Source organism: Armatimonadota bacterium (assembly GCA_017303935.1).
Classification (GTDB): Bacteria; Armatimonadota; Fimbriimonadia; order Fimbriimonadales; family Fimbriimonadaceae; genus JAFLBD01.
Map to the genome: position 1 here is coordinate 279,255 of JAFLBD010000003.1, position 14,926 is coordinate 294,180.

General features: G+C 54.7%; 13 protein-coding genes. 4 read left to right on the top strand and 9 right to left on the bottom strand.

All coding sequences use genetic code 11. The annotated features are described in order from the left end of the window. Positions 1 to 46: 46 nt before the first annotated feature. The 8 genes from J0L72_10440 to J0L72_10475 form a co-directional block, all read right to left on the bottom strand. The gene (locus J0L72_10440; protein MBN8691189.1) at positions 47 to 376 is read right to left on the bottom strand and encodes a DUF4190 domain-containing protein; all 330 of its coding nucleotides are present in this window, start codon (positions 374 to 376) and stop codon (positions 47 to 49) included. Positions 377 to 378: 2 nt separating this feature from the next. Next, positions 379 to 2,124, bottom strand: coding sequence for a hypothetical protein (locus J0L72_10445; GenBank protein ID MBN8691190.1), 1,746 nt, complete (start codon positions 2,122 to 2,124; stop codon positions 379 to 381). Between the two features lie 108 nt (positions 2,125 to 2,232). Continuing rightward, a complete protein-coding gene (locus tag J0L72_10450) occupies positions 2,233 to 2,592 on the bottom strand; it encodes a VOC family protein (GenBank protein ID MBN8691191.1) in 360 nt (119 codons plus the stop codon). 53 nt (positions 2,593 to 2,645) lie between these two features. Continuing rightward, entirely contained in the window at positions 2,646 to 2,990 is a 345-nt protein-coding gene (locus tag J0L72_10455) for a helix-turn-helix transcriptional regulator (protein MBN8691192.1), read from the bottom strand. A 64-nt stretch (positions 2,991 to 3,054) separates the two neighbouring features. Next, positions 3,055 to 4,419, bottom strand: a complete 1,365-nt coding sequence (locus tag J0L72_10460) for a hypothetical protein (protein MBN8691193.1) — start codon at positions 4,417 to 4,419, stop codon at positions 3,055 to 3,057. 137 nt (positions 4,420 to 4,556) lie between these two features. Next, positions 4,557 to 5,957 carry an erythromycin esterase family protein gene (locus J0L72_10465; protein MBN8691194.1) on the bottom strand — a complete coding sequence of 467 codons (1,401 nt, stop codon included), beginning with the start codon at positions 5,955 to 5,957 and terminating at the stop codon, positions 4,557 to 4,559. 90 nt (positions 5,958 to 6,047) lie between these two features. Next, positions 6,048 to 7,022, bottom strand: a complete 975-nt coding sequence (locus J0L72_10470) for a PEP-CTERM sorting domain-containing protein (GenBank protein ID MBN8691195.1) — start codon at positions 7,020 to 7,022, stop codon at positions 6,048 to 6,050. A 648-nt stretch (positions 7,023 to 7,670) separates the two neighbouring features. Further along, entirely contained in the window at positions 7,671 to 8,021 is a 351-nt protein-coding gene (locus tag J0L72_10475; protein MBN8691196.1) for a hypothetical protein, read from the bottom strand. A 163-nt stretch (positions 8,022 to 8,184) separates the two neighbouring features. Between J0L72_10475 and J0L72_10480 the strand changes: the two genes are divergently transcribed. Further along, complete coding sequence (locus tag J0L72_10480; GenBank protein MBN8691197.1) at positions 8,185 to 9,117, top strand: prepilin-type N-terminal cleavage/methylation domain-containing protein; 933 nt, start codon at positions 8,185 to 8,187, stop codon at positions 9,115 to 9,117. Between the two features lie 395 nt (positions 9,118 to 9,512). Here J0L72_10480 and J0L72_10485 read toward each other — a convergent pair whose 3' ends face one another. Continuing rightward, on the bottom strand, positions 9,513 to 10,160 hold the full coding sequence (locus tag J0L72_10485) for a hypothetical protein (protein MBN8691198.1): 648 nt from the start codon (positions 10,158 to 10,160) through the stop codon (positions 9,513 to 9,515). Between the two features lie 259 nt (positions 10,161 to 10,419). On the opposite strand from J0L72_10485, the gene J0L72_10490 reads away from it, so the two are divergent. Genes J0L72_10490 through J0L72_10500 form a run of 3 tightly spaced genes read left to right on the top strand, consistent with a single transcriptional unit; the run spans position 10,420 to position 14,875 of the window. Beyond that, entirely contained in the window at positions 10,420 to 11,472 is a 1,053-nt protein-coding gene (locus tag J0L72_10490; protein MBN8691199.1) for a hypothetical protein, read from the top strand. A gap of 34 nt (positions 11,473 to 11,506) precedes the next feature. Then, positions 11,507 to 13,540 carry a hypothetical protein gene (locus J0L72_10495; GenBank protein MBN8691200.1) on the top strand — a complete coding sequence of 678 codons (2,034 nt, stop codon included), beginning with the start codon at positions 11,507 to 11,509 and terminating at the stop codon, positions 13,538 to 13,540. A gap of 42 nt (positions 13,541 to 13,582) precedes the next feature. Further along, entirely contained in the window at positions 13,583 to 14,875 is a 1,293-nt protein-coding gene (locus J0L72_10500; GenBank protein MBN8691201.1) for a hypothetical protein, read from the top strand. Positions 14,876 to 14,926: the final 51 nt, after the last annotated feature.

The following is a 14,926-nucleotide window of genomic DNA, read 5'->3' on the forward strand; positions in this document are numbered from 1 at the left end:
GGGATATCTTCTCTACGGGGCGAGTTGTGCTTGGGGGGTGGGGTGGTTAGGACGGTGGCCTGCTAGAAAGGACTGCGAACAGGATCAACAAGCACACCAGCGAGCCCATGACGATCGCGAAGATGGCGCGGCCTTTGCCATCCTTTCCCGGGTTGCGCTTGAGATCGTGCAAGGCCCAGATTCCCATCAAGATGGCGATGGGCGCCATGATTCCGGTGAGCGCGAGCAGTCCCATGTAGCCCGCCACGATCGCGAGCCCGGAGGTGTTCACCGGCGCGACGTACCGCAACTTCGGGTCGACCGGCGTCTGCGGCGGGTGCAGGTCTGGGCGCGGGTACATGCCTTCTTCCTGCACTGGAGGTGGCTTGTTATCCATGATCACATTCTATCACGGGATTCTGGTTTTGGCTCGACAATCTTCGCCAGCTTTTCTGCAAGGGATTGGATTTCTTGGGGGAGGGCCGGGTTGGCATTGATCAGGTACCAATATTGCGCGCGGTTCGGCGCGCTCTCCATCAGCTTCAGCACCATCTCCGCGGTTTTCGCATCCGACCGGAACAGCGCTTGGCCGACCAAATCCCACCCTTGTTGCCGGGCGAATTCATCCTTCTTTAGCTTGGCGAGCTTCTCGGCGATGAGCGGCAGCGTCTTGGCTGGGTTGCGGAACATCCCTTCAGCGACGAACGCGGCAAAGCCTTGCCCGCTCACGGATGGTTGCTGTTTTATCCAGCTCAGGCACCGGGACTCGTCGGCGATCCAGGCCTTTTGCGCATAGATGGCGCACTCGGCCGAGGTCAGCGATTCCGCCTTCACGAATTCGGGGTCGAAGGCGGTCTTCAAGCTGGGATTGTTGGCTGGAATCGCGAGTCGTCCCATCGCCTCGATCTCGCGCACGAATCGGCTCGGCGTCACCATCGGCTGCAGCACTTTCTTGATCTCAGCGTAGGTCGCGCCTTCCGTGAACATCCAGACTCGGACTTGATCCCACGGGCCCGCGATGCGCTCTTGGGACTGATGAAACGCCAGCGCGATCAGCTCGGGGCGGGTGGTTTCGATCGCTCGGTAGGGCGTTTTGATCGTCGGCTCCGACTTCTTCATCTCAAGGCAGGCCGCGCGCCCTTTTCCGGTGGCAATACCTTCGCGCGGGGAGAGCTTCACTCCGCCGCAAACCAGCAGATCTTGCACCTTCGAATCTCGGCTATCCAGCGTGAATCCGGGCACGACGATCAGCGATGCGGGCGCATTCGGCCCAGTGGCGCAGGAGACTTGGTAGCTCGTCATGCTGCTGGAATGGAACTCGATCTTGTACTTGCTGATGTTCGAAAGCGCGAGCTGGACGTATTCTCCGTCGCCGTCCTTATCTTCCCAAACGCCGGCATAGCCTTGGCTCACTGGCTCTTGGTTCGAGCCTGGGAGCAGCGAGACTTCGCGCACGGGCTTCGGCGGATTCAGGGCAGGGTCACATTTGCAATGGAGCGTGCGCCGGATCAGCCCCTGCCCCACCGTTTTGAGCGTTGCGACTGGGAATGAGTCTTCGACATAGATCGTTCCGAGTGTCGCCGCGCGCAACCGGTACGACAAGGTGCAAGTCGACATCACGTACTTTAGGTTCCGGTCCACGCCTTCGCACGAGTTCGCGAAATGCTCGCCCAGATACGGGCTGTATTGGCGGTCTTTCCGCAGCGATTCGATTTGGTCGCGGAGGTCGGCAATCACTGGCGACATCGACACTTCGCCCTGGAACAGATAGCTGATGATGCTCTTCGAGCGCTCTAATTCGACGGCCCACTTTCGCATGGATGGAGCAAATCCCGGATCCATCTCAACCACCACATCGTAGTCGTGGCCATAGAAGTTGTGCGGGCGGGTGCACTCGACATGGCAGGTCCCATCCGTGCAGGCGATGTGGCTCACATGGACCTTTTTCGATCCTTCATGATTGCAATAATCCAGGCCGCTTTCGCCGTCTGGGCTCCAATCGGACCAGGAGTAGCTGCACTCGAGCACATATCCCCCTCCGATCTTGAAGTCGGTTCTCGTCGCACGCGGTGTTGGAGGTGGTTCACGGAACGCGGTGAACCCGGAAGCCTGCATCGTAGCCAAGAGCAGAATCGAAGTGAGCATCCTCCATTATAGTGACTTTCGGTGCTCGTTCCACAGGATTTGCTGCACACGGGTGAACATGTGCAATCCTCACGCGTTTTCTAGATAACCGATTTAGTCGCGCCCGGCTTATTGCTCAACGAATTCCACGATACCGACAGCGTTGCCATCCGGATCTTTGATCACCGACGAGAATCCGACTCCTGGAACCGGGGACTTTTCGCCGTCGGTCGAACCGCCGATCTGAACCGCTTTCGCCAAGGTCGCGTCCAAACTCGCCACGCGGAACCACAGGCTAGGAGAGTCTCCCGCGTTCACCACATCCTTCTTCATCAGGCCGCCGATGTGCTGATCGCCAATACCGAAGACCACCATATCGGGGGTGAACGCCTGGAAATTCCAGCCGAATAGCGATTCGTAGAACGCCTGGCTTCGGGCGATATCGGTGACAAAGTACTCGACGTGGCAGAGGTTGTTGAGTTCGCTCATGACCACATCTTATCGCGCATTGGCACCAACGGTGGGGACCAAATGTGCTGAATTTAGATTCGGGCCTTGGCGCGCCGAGCGGCTCTGGCGCAACTGTAGCCGCTGGTCCATGCTGCTTGTTGGCGAGTCTTCCCTTCCGAAATCTTCTTGGTATAGGCCTCGATCCGCACTCGGCGAACGAAGCGGCTGGGAGATTCTCCCATCAGGATTCCGAACTCGCGGCAAAAGTGCGCCCGGCTGAGATGGGCCAATTGCGCCATGGTTGCGACAGACCAATCGCGGTTCGGGTCGCGCCGAATGGCTTCGCACAGGAGCGCGAGACGCAGGGTGACCTCAGCCCGTGTCGTCCACCGTTTACGGGGTTGCGCAGCAAGTCGAAGGCCAAATCCACATGGCATACCGTTGGACGCTCGGCGGCGTAAATCCGTTCGTGGAACTAGTTTTCGGCAGTCACTGCCCCAGCTACAGGTTCACCGTGACGCGGTAGACCTTGCCACCCTTCCCCACCATCATCTTTATGCGCGAGTTCGACTCCCAAACCGGATCGCCGTACTTTACGGCTCGGTCAAAGGTCGCTTCGGTGGGTTTGCCATCCACCATGAGGCAGAGTGGATCGCCACGCTTCTGCTCCGCGACATAGGCGAATCGCTTGCCGTCGGGGCTGAAGATCACCGAGTCGCCTTCCAGATATTCGACGCTCGAGTATGGGCCAAACCGTTGGTCGTTCACATGGACGGTCATCCCTAGCTCGCTCTCCGTCACAAACCCGAGTCGGTCGCCAGAGGGCGTCAGGGCAAGGCCACTGTACTCGGTGGTTTCGGGATAATTCCCTTTCGATTCCCAGACGATCTTCGCCACCGACGTCTCGCGGCTGAGATCTTCCTGTAGCACCGCGTAATGGTCTTCCCCAAGTTCGACAAGCATCGCGTAGCCTCCTTTTACACCCTCAGAGTATACCGTCACGTCGTGCACGGCGATGCTGGCGACGGGCCAAGTCATGCCGTCTGTCCGGGCACGATACAAATAGAACCCAGCATCCTCATCGTCCTTGTCCACGGGCTCCTTCATCAAAATGCCCCGTTCGAAGGTCAAATCTTCCACGAGCTCAAGCCCGGGGCGAGTCACCTTGACCTCCTTTCCGTTGAGCCAAAATCTTCGATCTGACCTTGCAAGGTACCAACCATATCCGCTCGGCGTCGGCAGAATATCGTCGTTCGGACCGATCGCAGGTAGGCCGTCCACCAGCTTTCCATCGATGTACGCCATGCTCCCTGCTTGCAGCACCACCCGCTTGTCGGCGAGCACAAAATACGTCGGCGAATCATCGCTTGTCACGCGCCATTTGTCATGCCGAGCCTCCCACCGCCCCTCGTTCGTTTTGAACGTGGTGAGCAGGCCCGTCGGAGTCATTCCCGCCCAAAGGTCGGTCGATTGCAGTACGACTTTGCCGTCGCGCTCCAGCCGGGAAATGCCGCCTTTGGTGAACACGCGAATCTTGGGTTTGACCGACACCACGCTCGCCGAATCGAACCCACGCGCATCCTCTTTGCCATTCACCCAAAGCACTCTTTCTTTGCCATCCCAGAACGTGTAGTACCAATCCTTCCCGTCGGGGGTTGTGTACGCAAATGGGTTGCTGCCGATGCTCAGCCAGGGCAACTCTGTGTCGTTTATGATGTACCGCACTCGGTTGCTGGCGACTTCCTGGCGAATGGCGTGGTGCATCCCGGGGCCGGTAGTCACCTCTGCGGGATTCGGCCCCGATGGACCGACGTATTCCCATTTGACGGTCATGGTGGCTAGGGCGAGCGCGGCGAGCAAAGACATCGTATTTTCTGACGCGCTATCGTCCAGAAACGGTTTGCCCCTGTGCAGTTTTGCTGAACCTGCTCACAGCTCGAAATCTCTAGATTGCTCGTGCCGTGTCCCAGTGCAAATTCGGTACCGAACCTGGCAGTGCCTGTTTATTGAGCCGTTGCAGCCGTGGGCAAGAACCAAAGCGTGGATGGACTCACGGTGCGGTGGTAGACGAGAATCTCGGTCATCGGGAGTGTAGGCGCCGCTTGTGAACGGGCCATTTCTCGCCAACTATTTGGATCAAAGCCCCAGCCAAACATCGCTCGAATATAGTTCAAACTCCCCCACCCGCGAGTCGCTTCATCGGCGCGGCGCAGGTCCACAAAGAACCTATCTTTTCCGACTCGGCCGAGGAACTCGCCGAGGTCGCCTGCGCGGTCAAAAGTGAGCTTCATAGGCTCAAACGTGCGCTTTTGGGAAACCTCAATCGGCTCGTCCGGGACCATGCGCTTGGCGTGAATCGCGCCGGTTGTCCAAGCGAAAGTCACCGTCAAGTATCTATTTTGCAGATGCGTACGGACGGCGGAGCCGAGCGTAACATATCCCATGTCGATAAACTCTTTGGGCAAGTTGCCCATCACGTGACCATCATGAGCCCAAAGAGCCGCTTTGCCATCGCCGAGGCGATGCATCAGATTTTCGCCCATGAATCGGTCGCGCCGCGAGAAGTACTCGGGTGGCATCTTGCTGTAATCGCGCGGGCCAGGACCAAATTCAAATTCATACGATTCCAGAGCCTGCTGCCCTGCTTTTGCCGCGTAGATTCCTTCCGCATCGCCGGTCTTCTCCATGGCGGCTACCAATTCTTTTGCCAGAGCAAGGTGCCGCGCAAACGAGCCTTCGGGCTGGCTTCCGGTCCACGCAATATAAGTTTTTCCCGTGGACTCAAATTTGAGAACGCTATCCAACTCCTTGCGAAGTCTGTCCGCTGTTCGGCGGTCTTTCTTGCTCAGGCGGTCTAGAGCCAATCCGAAATCGGCACTTGGATCTTGGCAGTCAATGCCATACACTCGGATGGGCTTGCCGGTCTTGATCACGTAGGCTCGGAGCCACATCATCAGAGCTCCAAATTCATCGTTTCGCCAGATCGAAAACAGCCCAGATTCGCTCATCAAGCGGGCGAGGTCGCCCTTGCCTTCGTTCACATAAGCATCAAATTCTGCCGCGGGAGCGCGGTTGATCTCCAGCATCAAGCTGTTGATCTTGCCTTGCCGCACGAGTTCGCGGATCAAGTGTGTCTTGAACAGTTGTGATTGTCGATCGCCGTGGGTGCTCTCGCCGATTCCCACGACGCGCGCATCTTGCAGCCATTCAATCATCGGTTTCAGCTCGGACTGCATCGGCACGTCCGATTCAAACGCAACAGAGTTTTGCTTCATCCAGGCGAGTGCTCCTGGCTCCCATTTGGCACGTTCATCGTCTGTCGGCAACGGCAGCGCTTCCTGACCCAGAGCCAAAGCGGCGGCGGCCAATTGGGTCGTAACGACCAGAAGTCTCAACCATTTCATGGCAGGATTATATCCTTGCCCCGGGCCCACTCTTATGAGCCAAGCTGCCGAAGGAATCTTGTCGGGATGACGCCCATCTTATGGTTAAACTTATCGGGTCGATTTGCGGCGACGGCGTAAGACAAGCCCAACCGCTCCGGCCAAAGCCAGCATTGATGCGGGTTCGGGGGCAACCACATTCGCCGCTCCGAAATTTCCAGCGCCGAAACTGTAACCCGCGGACACATTTTGGTGGAGCAGCACGCCGTTGTTCGTATAGCCTTCCACTCTCAACGACGTCGTTGAAGCAATATCTTGACCAATAGCAAAATAGCCATCGTGGGCATTGGCGATCGATGGCAAAACAACGGTGCTGTTGAAATTGGGCAAAGTCGTCGAAGTCGCAAACGTAAGGAAGCCGGAAGTCGTCACCCCGCCGAAATACACGGAGAGCGTGCCAGTACTACTTACTCCTGTATATCCGAATTGGTACCCGGAACCGTTGGTTGACAGGCACGCCTTCCCCAGCCGTGTCCCTGAAACTAGGAACCCGATGCCAACCTGGTCCTGGATTGCGAAAGTACTTGCGTTTATGGCCGTGTAATGGAGGGCATTGCCGGAAGTCACGCCAGCCAAAGATACGATGCCATCACGTGTATCTAGCGTTCGGTAGGAAACACCAGCCACTCCTGCAATCGTGTTATTCGCCCCGGTGGTGAAATTGTATCGGCCAATTGTGCCTGAGGTTGTCACATAGAACAATGAATTGACACTGGCGTTATACGCGAACTGTGCTACGTTAACGCCGATAAAGGTCACTCCCATCGAATCGCCGGTGTTGTAGTTGTAAGAACGGATGAAGCCAGACGACGGGTCGGATACAAACACTCGGTTGTTGGCCTGGTCGAGTGTTACGTTGTTGGCGTTTGGCGCGCCGAAGCTACCGAGAGCCACATTGGTGACCGGGTCGTGCCGCTGGATTCGCCCAGTCGTCACCTGCGGAATGAGAGATAGGTCAAACGACGCCCTCGCCCCTGGAGCCAACACTGCCACCGCACACAATACAAGAACCAATCGCCGAGACATGCTGGGAGTATAACACCCAAACCCTCGAATCCAAAATCATTGGGTCGGCCTAGCCCAATCCCTGCTGTTGCAGCCCTGGGTTGGTCGCCAATCCCCCCACCCTTTGGCACACGCCGCCCATCCGTTTTCCCCCCTCATTGGCAAAGCCCATGAGGGGGGAAAACGAGTAGCTTTCGCGATTTAATATTCGCAGTTGGCGGTCATTCACCGAAGTCGCGGGCATCGTGGCTATACTTACTTCGGACCGAGTGGGATGAATAGACTACTGCAAAACGCATACTATCTGGTACTCGGAGTGTCCATTTCGCTCTTAGTGGAGTACCTGTTCTTTCGGGAACAGGCCAATCCCGTGAAGGCGGCTGTTTTTGGCTTGGTAATCGGACCGTTAATCATGGTGGTACTGAGTGTTTCCGGCCTTTTTCCGCATCAAGTCGTAATTAAAGACGAGCCCAGCGAACCAGATCCATCCGCACAGTAGGTTTGTTTGCGCTAGGATCGGCCTCATCACGCTAAGTCGCCTAATCCAAAAGTTCCCCCACGCTTTGGCACACGCGCCCATCCGAGTTCCCCCCTCATTGGCGAAGCCCATGAGGGGGGTAGGGGGGAGAAACGAGCAACCCAAAAAAACTCAAACCTCTCGGGATAGCATCACGACACCACGGCTCGCCCGATCTCCATCAGCTGCCCAGACTGTCCAGTGGCGGACTTCACCGTACGGATCGCGACCGCATAGACCCCAGCGGATAGCGGCACCAATACCGTCCCGCCGGATGCCCAAGCCGAGAATCCGGCCGAGCGGAACTTTTCGGGATAGGCCGCGCGGTGAACCGAAGCCAGCCGTTGAACCAAAACCTCCGTCATCATTCCCGGAGCGTTGCCTTGGGTCACGAGCAGGTTCACCGCTCCCGGCGCGGCAGACAAAGAGGCCGCCACGGCATCACCCGAAAACGGCGTTGAAGGCAGGTCCAGCGGGATCGCCGAGTCTGGACTCACTTGCATTGCTTCCAATTTGAAGTCTCGGGAGAGATTGAGTACCGTGCCCGAAGCAAAAGAACTCGGGTTCTGCCTAGTTTTCTTCCAAGAATATGCCTTAACTCAGCGTTAACACCGCGGTAACAATGTCTTCATAATCGCGCGAAATCATCGGGACTGAGCGTGACTTATGAAACGACGTGCTTTTACTCTCATTGAACTTCTCGTGGTGATTGCGATCATCGCCATTCTTGCTGCTATTCTCTTCCCTGTTTTTGCCCAGGCACGAAACGCTGCCAAAAAGACTCAGGACCTTAGCAATATGAAGCAGGTGGGGACGGGAATCATGATGTACACCGCCGACAACGATGACACCTATTCGCAAGGCTACTTCTACAAAGACGATGCCGGCGACACGGGCGGATACGTTCACTGGACATCAACTCACTATCCTTACATCAAAAATACACAGCTCTTTGTTTCGCCAGGCGACCCGAATGGCGGTCTAAAGCCAACCAATCCTGCCTGCCAAAACATTCAAGATGGATCGATCAACTATTCATCGCCTTGCGATGCTCAAGTAGCTCGCCTGAGCTACACAATGAATGCAGCATTGATGCCGCGCAAACGACGAACTATCGACCCAGCAAACGTTGTTCCTCAAACTTCTGTCGATAACACCTCGGAAACGATTCTAATCGCTTCGTTCTCGAACTCGGTTGCCTGCGTTAACGACACATCAGCAAACCAAACAAGCACCGGCTACAAGAACAAGTCGCACCGGCCTGTGAATGCTGTTATGAGCACCGCGACCGGCGGAAAATGGGCGGGAGATAACGCGGCAGACATGGCACTCGCGGCGGTCTATGCGGTTACCCCAGCGGTTGCCAAGAACGCTTGGGCGGCATGTAAGACAGCCGCGGACAGCTCTAGCTTGCCACACATCAAGTACATGGAACCTTACCGGTTCGGCAATGGCTCCAACTATACCTATGCCGACGGCCACGCTAAGTTCGCAGCGCCAGAAGCGACCTTGAATCCAAACGCATTCCAGTGGGGCAAACTGATGTACTCGGCTGGCGGAAAGTCGGTGCTGGATCAATCGGGCAACCCGGTTCGGTAATTCAATCCAAGTCTAACTGACTCGCATGGAATGGCCCTCGGCAACTGCCGAGGGCCTCTTTTTGTATACGATTCTCTCTTTTCCCCGAGGGTTTCAGGTGAGATGACCGATTCGAGCAAGAGCAATTCTTCGCTGTACGCGTTCGCATCGGTTTCGGCCAGAGTAATTTGATTGGTAAGCCACACTCTGCTCGTTTGGATCAAGGGGTTACCATCCTGCGTTCGCATTGTCAAGCAGTGTCCATTGGGGATTTGTTAAAAAGAAGACTCACTGTCCCCCCTCATTGGCGGCCCCCAGCCCAATCCGAAAGTTCCCCCCCTCTTTGGCGAAGCACATGAGGGGGGTTAGGGGGGAGAAGTGAACATTCCTAATTACTCAAACATTTCGGGACAGTATCACGACACTACGGCTCGCCCGAGTTCCATCAACTGCCCGGATTGCCCTGTCGCGGATTTCACCGTTCGGATCGCGACCGCATAGACCCCAGGTGATAGCGGCACAGATACCATCCCGCCGGATGCCCAAGCCGAAAACCCGGCCGAACGGAACTTTTCGGGGTAGGCCGCTCGGTGAACCGAAGCCAGCCGTTGAACCAAAACCTCCGTCACCACCCCCGGAGCGTTGCCTTGGGTCACGGGCAGGTTCACCGCTCCCGGCGCGGCAGACAAAGAGGCCGCCACGGCATCACCCGAAAACGGCGTCGAAGGGGGGACCAGCGGGATCTCCGCGTTCGGGTTCACCTGCAAAACCCGCACCGCCAGCCGAATGAAAACGTTGTTGGCATCCATCACGAATCCGCGCGGATCGCGGCCTTGCTGCTGGGCATAGGCTTTCCAGGCCATCGCCTGTTCCAGGGTCATCCCGCGCCAAGCCTTCCCCGCTTGCCGCATCCTCTCGCGAACAGCCATCTGCGCCGGAGTGTTGGGTTGCTTCGGGCGCACCCGCTCGATCATCTGGGTGCCTTGCGGGGTCTGCCGAAAAACCAGGTTGCCAAGCTTGCCCGAATACCCTTCAAACACGCCCGGAGTTTTGACCGTTGCCATGCCGTTCATTCTCGGCGCATTCGGCTGGATTCCTCACCCTTCCTTTGCGTAAACCTTTCGGATACGCTTCGGATGCGTTTGGAATAGCATTGAGATTGTGGCCAAGGTAATCCGAGTACCCAGAAAACAGTTTGGCGTATCGCAATTTCCGTTATCTAATTCACTTGAATGGCGATCCCTGATTCCGCCCTGATGCAGCTTACAAGACAAGGTGATAATCTGGAAAAACGGACACAATAATGCTAGGATAATAGTAATTATGGAGCGAAGCGTAGGCACATTGGCTTTGGCTGTATGTGGCGGAATGGCCTTGTTTGCGGTGGCTGGACCGGTCGGTGCGCTAGCAGGAGCGACTCTAAAAGCGGGACTTGGACTCACGATTCCGGCGGCAGTGCTTGGCTCCCTCAGTGGTGCAGTCAGCGATGCGGCCCAAGACGCTATCAAATCTTTTGCAGACGGACACCTGCAAGACGCACTTGCGGACTACCGACAAACAAATCGGGAAAAAATCAATCACGATTTGTCCGCGGCTATCGCGGTTGGGCTTCACGCGACTTGTCGCTCAGTTCTAGAAAAATCACCAGGTTTGTCTGACAGCGCCAAGGAGGTACTCCGTCATGCAAGTGGCTTCTTTGGTCGAGCAGGGCGTGAAAGAAGGGCTGACGAGCTCACACGATTTGCGAACGCACTTGACCAAGTGATTTCTTCTCGATTGGGTGGCGTGAATAGTCAAGACGACTTTACAACACACTCCCGAGCGATCACGGGACTGCTACTTTCTAGCGATGGCCTCGAGGATATCTTAGAACATGTGGTTTGCATTGCCATCAATCTGCCGAATTTGGCAGCGAATGTCAGCGAATCGGAGCAAATCATAAAGCTCCTTCGAGAGGAATCAAGACGAGAAATAGGAAGGGCTTCAGCAAGCTATCTTGCGAGAAACTCTGTTGCTTTTAATAAATATCTTTTCTATGTAGAGCAGATGCAACATGCCGAAATCCTAGAGGTGAAGTCTGGCGTTAGTGACCTCGTCGCGAACGCTAGACTTCAGGCAGCACTTATGGCTCAGTCAAACAAGCTCCAAACAGATATTCTCAATTTGCTGAAGCAGTCCACAACGGAGACTCACGCTAAACTGGAATATATTGTTGGAACCGTAGACCATATTCAATCCACCCTTATCGCGCAGAGAGAACAGCTGAGTGAACTGGACGCCAAGATTTCGGAGATGCACCAGGAGATGCGCATCGACCTCAAGGAGCTCAACCGAGCGATGAACGAGGTTCTCCAATACTTGAGGCCACCCCAGTGACAATGGACAAACCGAACAGAGGTTCTTAAAGTAAATGACCGAAGAAGAACAACCGAACGAGGTGCCTTCAGAGACACAGGGTAAAGAAACCAAGGCGCAGGCGGAAAGTGAGGCTCCAGTTTCGGACCAAGTTGGTCTAAGTGCGAAAGGGCTTCTACCGGGACTTGAATCAGCGACGGCGGCGAGCACCATGAAAGACCGGTGTGCAGTGCTTGTCCCTAGGAATCCAGAATTTGACGCGGACTACGTCGTACCACTCGGCAGAAACACTGGTGCCGCACCCCAACAAGCCCTAGCAGACAGACTTCGCCAGAAGATCACTGTTGGAGTGGACAAGCGGCCACTAATTATCTACGGCAAACCCAAATCCGGCAGGCAAAGGGCCGCAGAAGTTGCAGCACATCAGGTTGCTCCAAGTCTCGCCGACCACGCCATACCGAGGATATACACATTCAAGGCCGGCACTCACATTACTACAGTCAAAGAAGAAGTCCGAGAAATGACCAAGATTGAGGCGACAGGTCACTTTCTTTTTGTTTGGAGACATCCCCCTTCCTTCGTACTAGACCAGGACGGCCTTCGCGATATCGAATCTATGATTGAGCCCATGAATGTTCACCTAGTGATCATTGCTGAATCAAGTGGGGGATCAGATACCGACTCAATCCTTTGGGAGCCGAGGTATGACTGGAGTGCTCTATGCAGAGCCAAGCTCTCTGAAGACCAATTCGGCCTGCTAGATACAATCGAAGATGCAGTGCTCAAGGCTCTGAGTGAAAAGCCAATTGGAATTCAGTTGGGGTATTTCCAGAGATGGCTTGATGAGAATTGCTGCCTGGAAGTACTACGAGAACTAGCCTTTGAAAACACTGAGAGCCTTGTTACGGACCTACTCGAAGACAGTAAGGTCCCGGCGAGTGCGAGGCAATGGTGTGTGGCAGCTTGCCTCTTGAACGGTGCGGAGTATGAAATCGTCGACAAGTTGGCCAGACGACTTGCCGAGATTGAAGGCACAAAATACCGCCATCATGATGTGAAAGAGGCGACGAGGCGACGTCTTGGCTGCCGTATAGCCGGGCGGGACGCCCGTGAGGGGTCCGGAAAGACGATTGAGATATTGGATCCCCTCGTAGCACGCCTAGTGCTTTACCGGTACTGGCAATCGTCGCCTTCAAACTTCAAGCAACTTATTTTTGAACTAGGGTTAGAAGATTATGGGCCACATCGACAGCTAGCCTTGGAACATGTGATCGCTGAATGTAATGCAGGATCACGTTGGCTGGGAGAGTTTCTTTCTAGGTGGTCGAATAGCGAGCACTTTACCGCCGCGTCCCTTGCTCAGCGAGCTAGTAGTTCGGGCGTAGAAACCGAGCAACTACTTGACTGGGCCCTTTCGTCACTACAAAAGCCTGCGCCTGATCTTCCCTTCTTCCAAGCAGTAGTCGCTGTCGCGAACGGTGCACTCTGGGACCATAGGGGCGAATTGGTAGATGGATTGCTTAAGGGTGGGAATGATTCGGGATTGCTCGCTACGATGGCACTGATCGTGACAGATCAATCTGGTGAGTGGACCTGCGCAATCCTGGACAACCACAGGCTGTCTCATCACGAGAAGATCAACGACTCAGAAGAATTAGAAAGAATTGAGAATCACTTGAGGTTACTTGACGTGTTGATCGCGGTTTACGAGGTAGACGAACAACTTCTCGCGCGACACCCTGAAGCCTTTCGTGCCTATACTCGATGGTGGATCGAAACGTTCACTTCTTGTGACGGTTTGGACGAAACAGGAGTTGAAATGTGCGTTCGTGCAGTATTCTACATAATGTATAGACTTCAGCAGAGAAACGTCTTCGCTGCCGCACTAGTGACCATTCCGCTCTATGTGATGAAGCACTTCCCATCAAGGAGCCGCATGTATAGTGATCTGCGTAGTGAGCTTCTGGGATCGAAAATGCAATATGAATTCCCCATCGAAATTGTTAGGGCTCTACGCAATCTGGTAAGGGACGTGGTGGAAAGCTCTGAAGTTGCCTTCTGGGAGGCATTCAACTCAAAGGCTAATTAGAGCAGACAAAATTGAAGACCGTAGTAGAACATGGTGAGTCGAATGAATACATTAATCGTGGGCCAGGCAATAGACATTCCGAGTAACTTCAGTAGCAGAGGGGATTTGGATATTCCAAGTGATGACCAGGTTTTCGTTTACTTGGATGGGAATAGCAGCCGTGTTGCGACGGCATCCCGACCGGTTTCACCTCGGGATACCAAAGGATCTCGCCGTTGGACAGTCTCACTTCGCGTGGTGGAAGTTGAGGTTACTCACGAGGTTCACTGCCCTAAACTTGGTGGCTGGGCATCACTAACCGTTAAATCTTCAGTTCGGTTTGACCGTACGGAAGAGCCAGCAATTATTGCTTACGTTCGGAACCCACGTGACCCAGAAGTAATGCTCCGGGAGGCCCTTGGTGCGCTTTCATTGGAGGCTCATGCCGAAAAAGTCATTGTGGAGAGTGCCTCCACCGACCATATTGCGCAGCTTATCCAAGAGAGTGCGAAGAAGCTTGGGCTTGAGTTTAAGACGCTTCAAGTCACCGTAAAGCCTGACGCTGCAATTTCCAAAGGGGTCACCGGCGTAGTAGAGGAGGAAAAGCTTACGCAGATCAAGGGCGAAGCCACTAAGATGCTAGAAGCAACTGAAAAACTCTCCACGCAAGTTCTTGTCCGAATGCGTGAGGAGAACAATCTGTATGACCCACGAATTGGTACATCACCAGTAGCAGGAGAAACACCGGAAAATCTAGTCTTAGAGCAGAAACGGGCCAGGATTCGCGCCATGAGCACAATAGATGAAGTACAAGCTGAAATCAAGCGAATCGAACTAAAGCAAGAGGCTCTTGAGTTATGTCTCTATGTGCTGGAAAACGTCCCTTATGTCAGCACCTCAAAACTCAAATCCTTGATCCTGAATCCGACGAAAGAATCGCTCCAGTCCATTAAATCCTTCACGAATTCGCTTGCGGGGGTTGCGTCTCTGCTCGCAATGATTCGGAATTCAGAAATGGTATCCGACTGGAACAAGGAGATGTTCTATCTTTCTATTCAAGAACGATACTCTATGCGTCACACTAGCGGCGAAGCCGATATAATCAAAGTTCTCAAGAGTATCTACACAGACTATACGGGACACACACCAGACCGCCTAGGCATTATGGAAATGCAAAGTCTAATGACTACAATGTCACGAGAAGAGAAAAGGGCATTGGAGTCTGGCCGCAGCGAAAGCAGCGCAAGCGAACGCGCCAAAGATACTCAACCTCAGGGAGGGGTGAACCATGGAGCATCGGTGGACGCCACAATGGAGCCGGATGATGTTTCAGACCCTAAGCCTTGGCAAACATAGATAAAGAAGATGGAGATCGTACAGTGGATTTACCGACATTGCATTTTTCGG

Excerpts from the sequence above, each read along its gene's own strand:
- J0L72_10440 (MBN8691189.1), bottom strand. The coding sequence starts at position 376 with ATGGATAACAAGCCACCTCCAGTGCAGGAAGAAGGCATGTACCCGCGC.
- J0L72_10445 (MBN8691190.1), bottom strand. The coding sequence starts at position 2,124 with ATGCTCACTTCGATTCTGCTCTTGGCTACGATGCAGGCTTCCGGGTTC.
- J0L72_10450 (MBN8691191.1), bottom strand. The coding sequence starts at position 2,592 with ATGAGCGAACTCAACAACCTCTGCCACGTCGAGTACTTTGTCACCGAT.
- J0L72_10455 (MBN8691192.1), bottom strand. The coding sequence starts at position 2,990 with ATGCCATGTGGATTTGGCCTTCGACTTGCTGCGCAACCCCGTAAACGG.
- J0L72_10460 (MBN8691193.1), bottom strand. The coding sequence starts at position 4,419 with ATGTCTTTGCTCGCCGCGCTCGCCCTAGCCACCATGACCGTCAAATGG.
- J0L72_10465 (MBN8691194.1), bottom strand. The coding sequence starts at position 5,957 with ATGAAATGGTTGAGACTTCTGGTCGTTACGACCCAATTGGCCGCCGCC.
- J0L72_10470 (MBN8691195.1), bottom strand. The coding sequence starts at position 7,022 with ATGTCTCGGCGATTGGTTCTTGTATTGTGTGCGGTGGCAGTGTTGGCT.
- J0L72_10475 (MBN8691196.1), bottom strand. The coding sequence starts at position 8,021 with ATGCAAGTGAGTCCAGACTCGGCGATCCCGCTGGACCTGCCTTCAACG.
- J0L72_10480 (MBN8691197.1), top strand. The coding sequence starts at position 8,185 with ATGAAACGACGTGCTTTTACTCTCATTGAACTTCTCGTGGTGATTGCG.
- J0L72_10485 (MBN8691198.1), bottom strand. The coding sequence starts at position 10,160 with ATGGCAACGGTCAAAACTCCGGGCGTGTTTGAAGGGTATTCGGGCAAG.
- J0L72_10490 (MBN8691199.1), top strand. The coding sequence starts at position 10,420 with ATGGAGCGAAGCGTAGGCACATTGGCTTTGGCTGTATGTGGCGGAATG.
- J0L72_10495 (MBN8691200.1), top strand. The coding sequence starts at position 11,507 with ATGACCGAAGAAGAACAACCGAACGAGGTGCCTTCAGAGACACAGGGT.
- J0L72_10500 (MBN8691201.1), top strand. The coding sequence starts at position 13,583 with ATGAATACATTAATCGTGGGCCAGGCAATAGACATTCCGAGTAACTTC.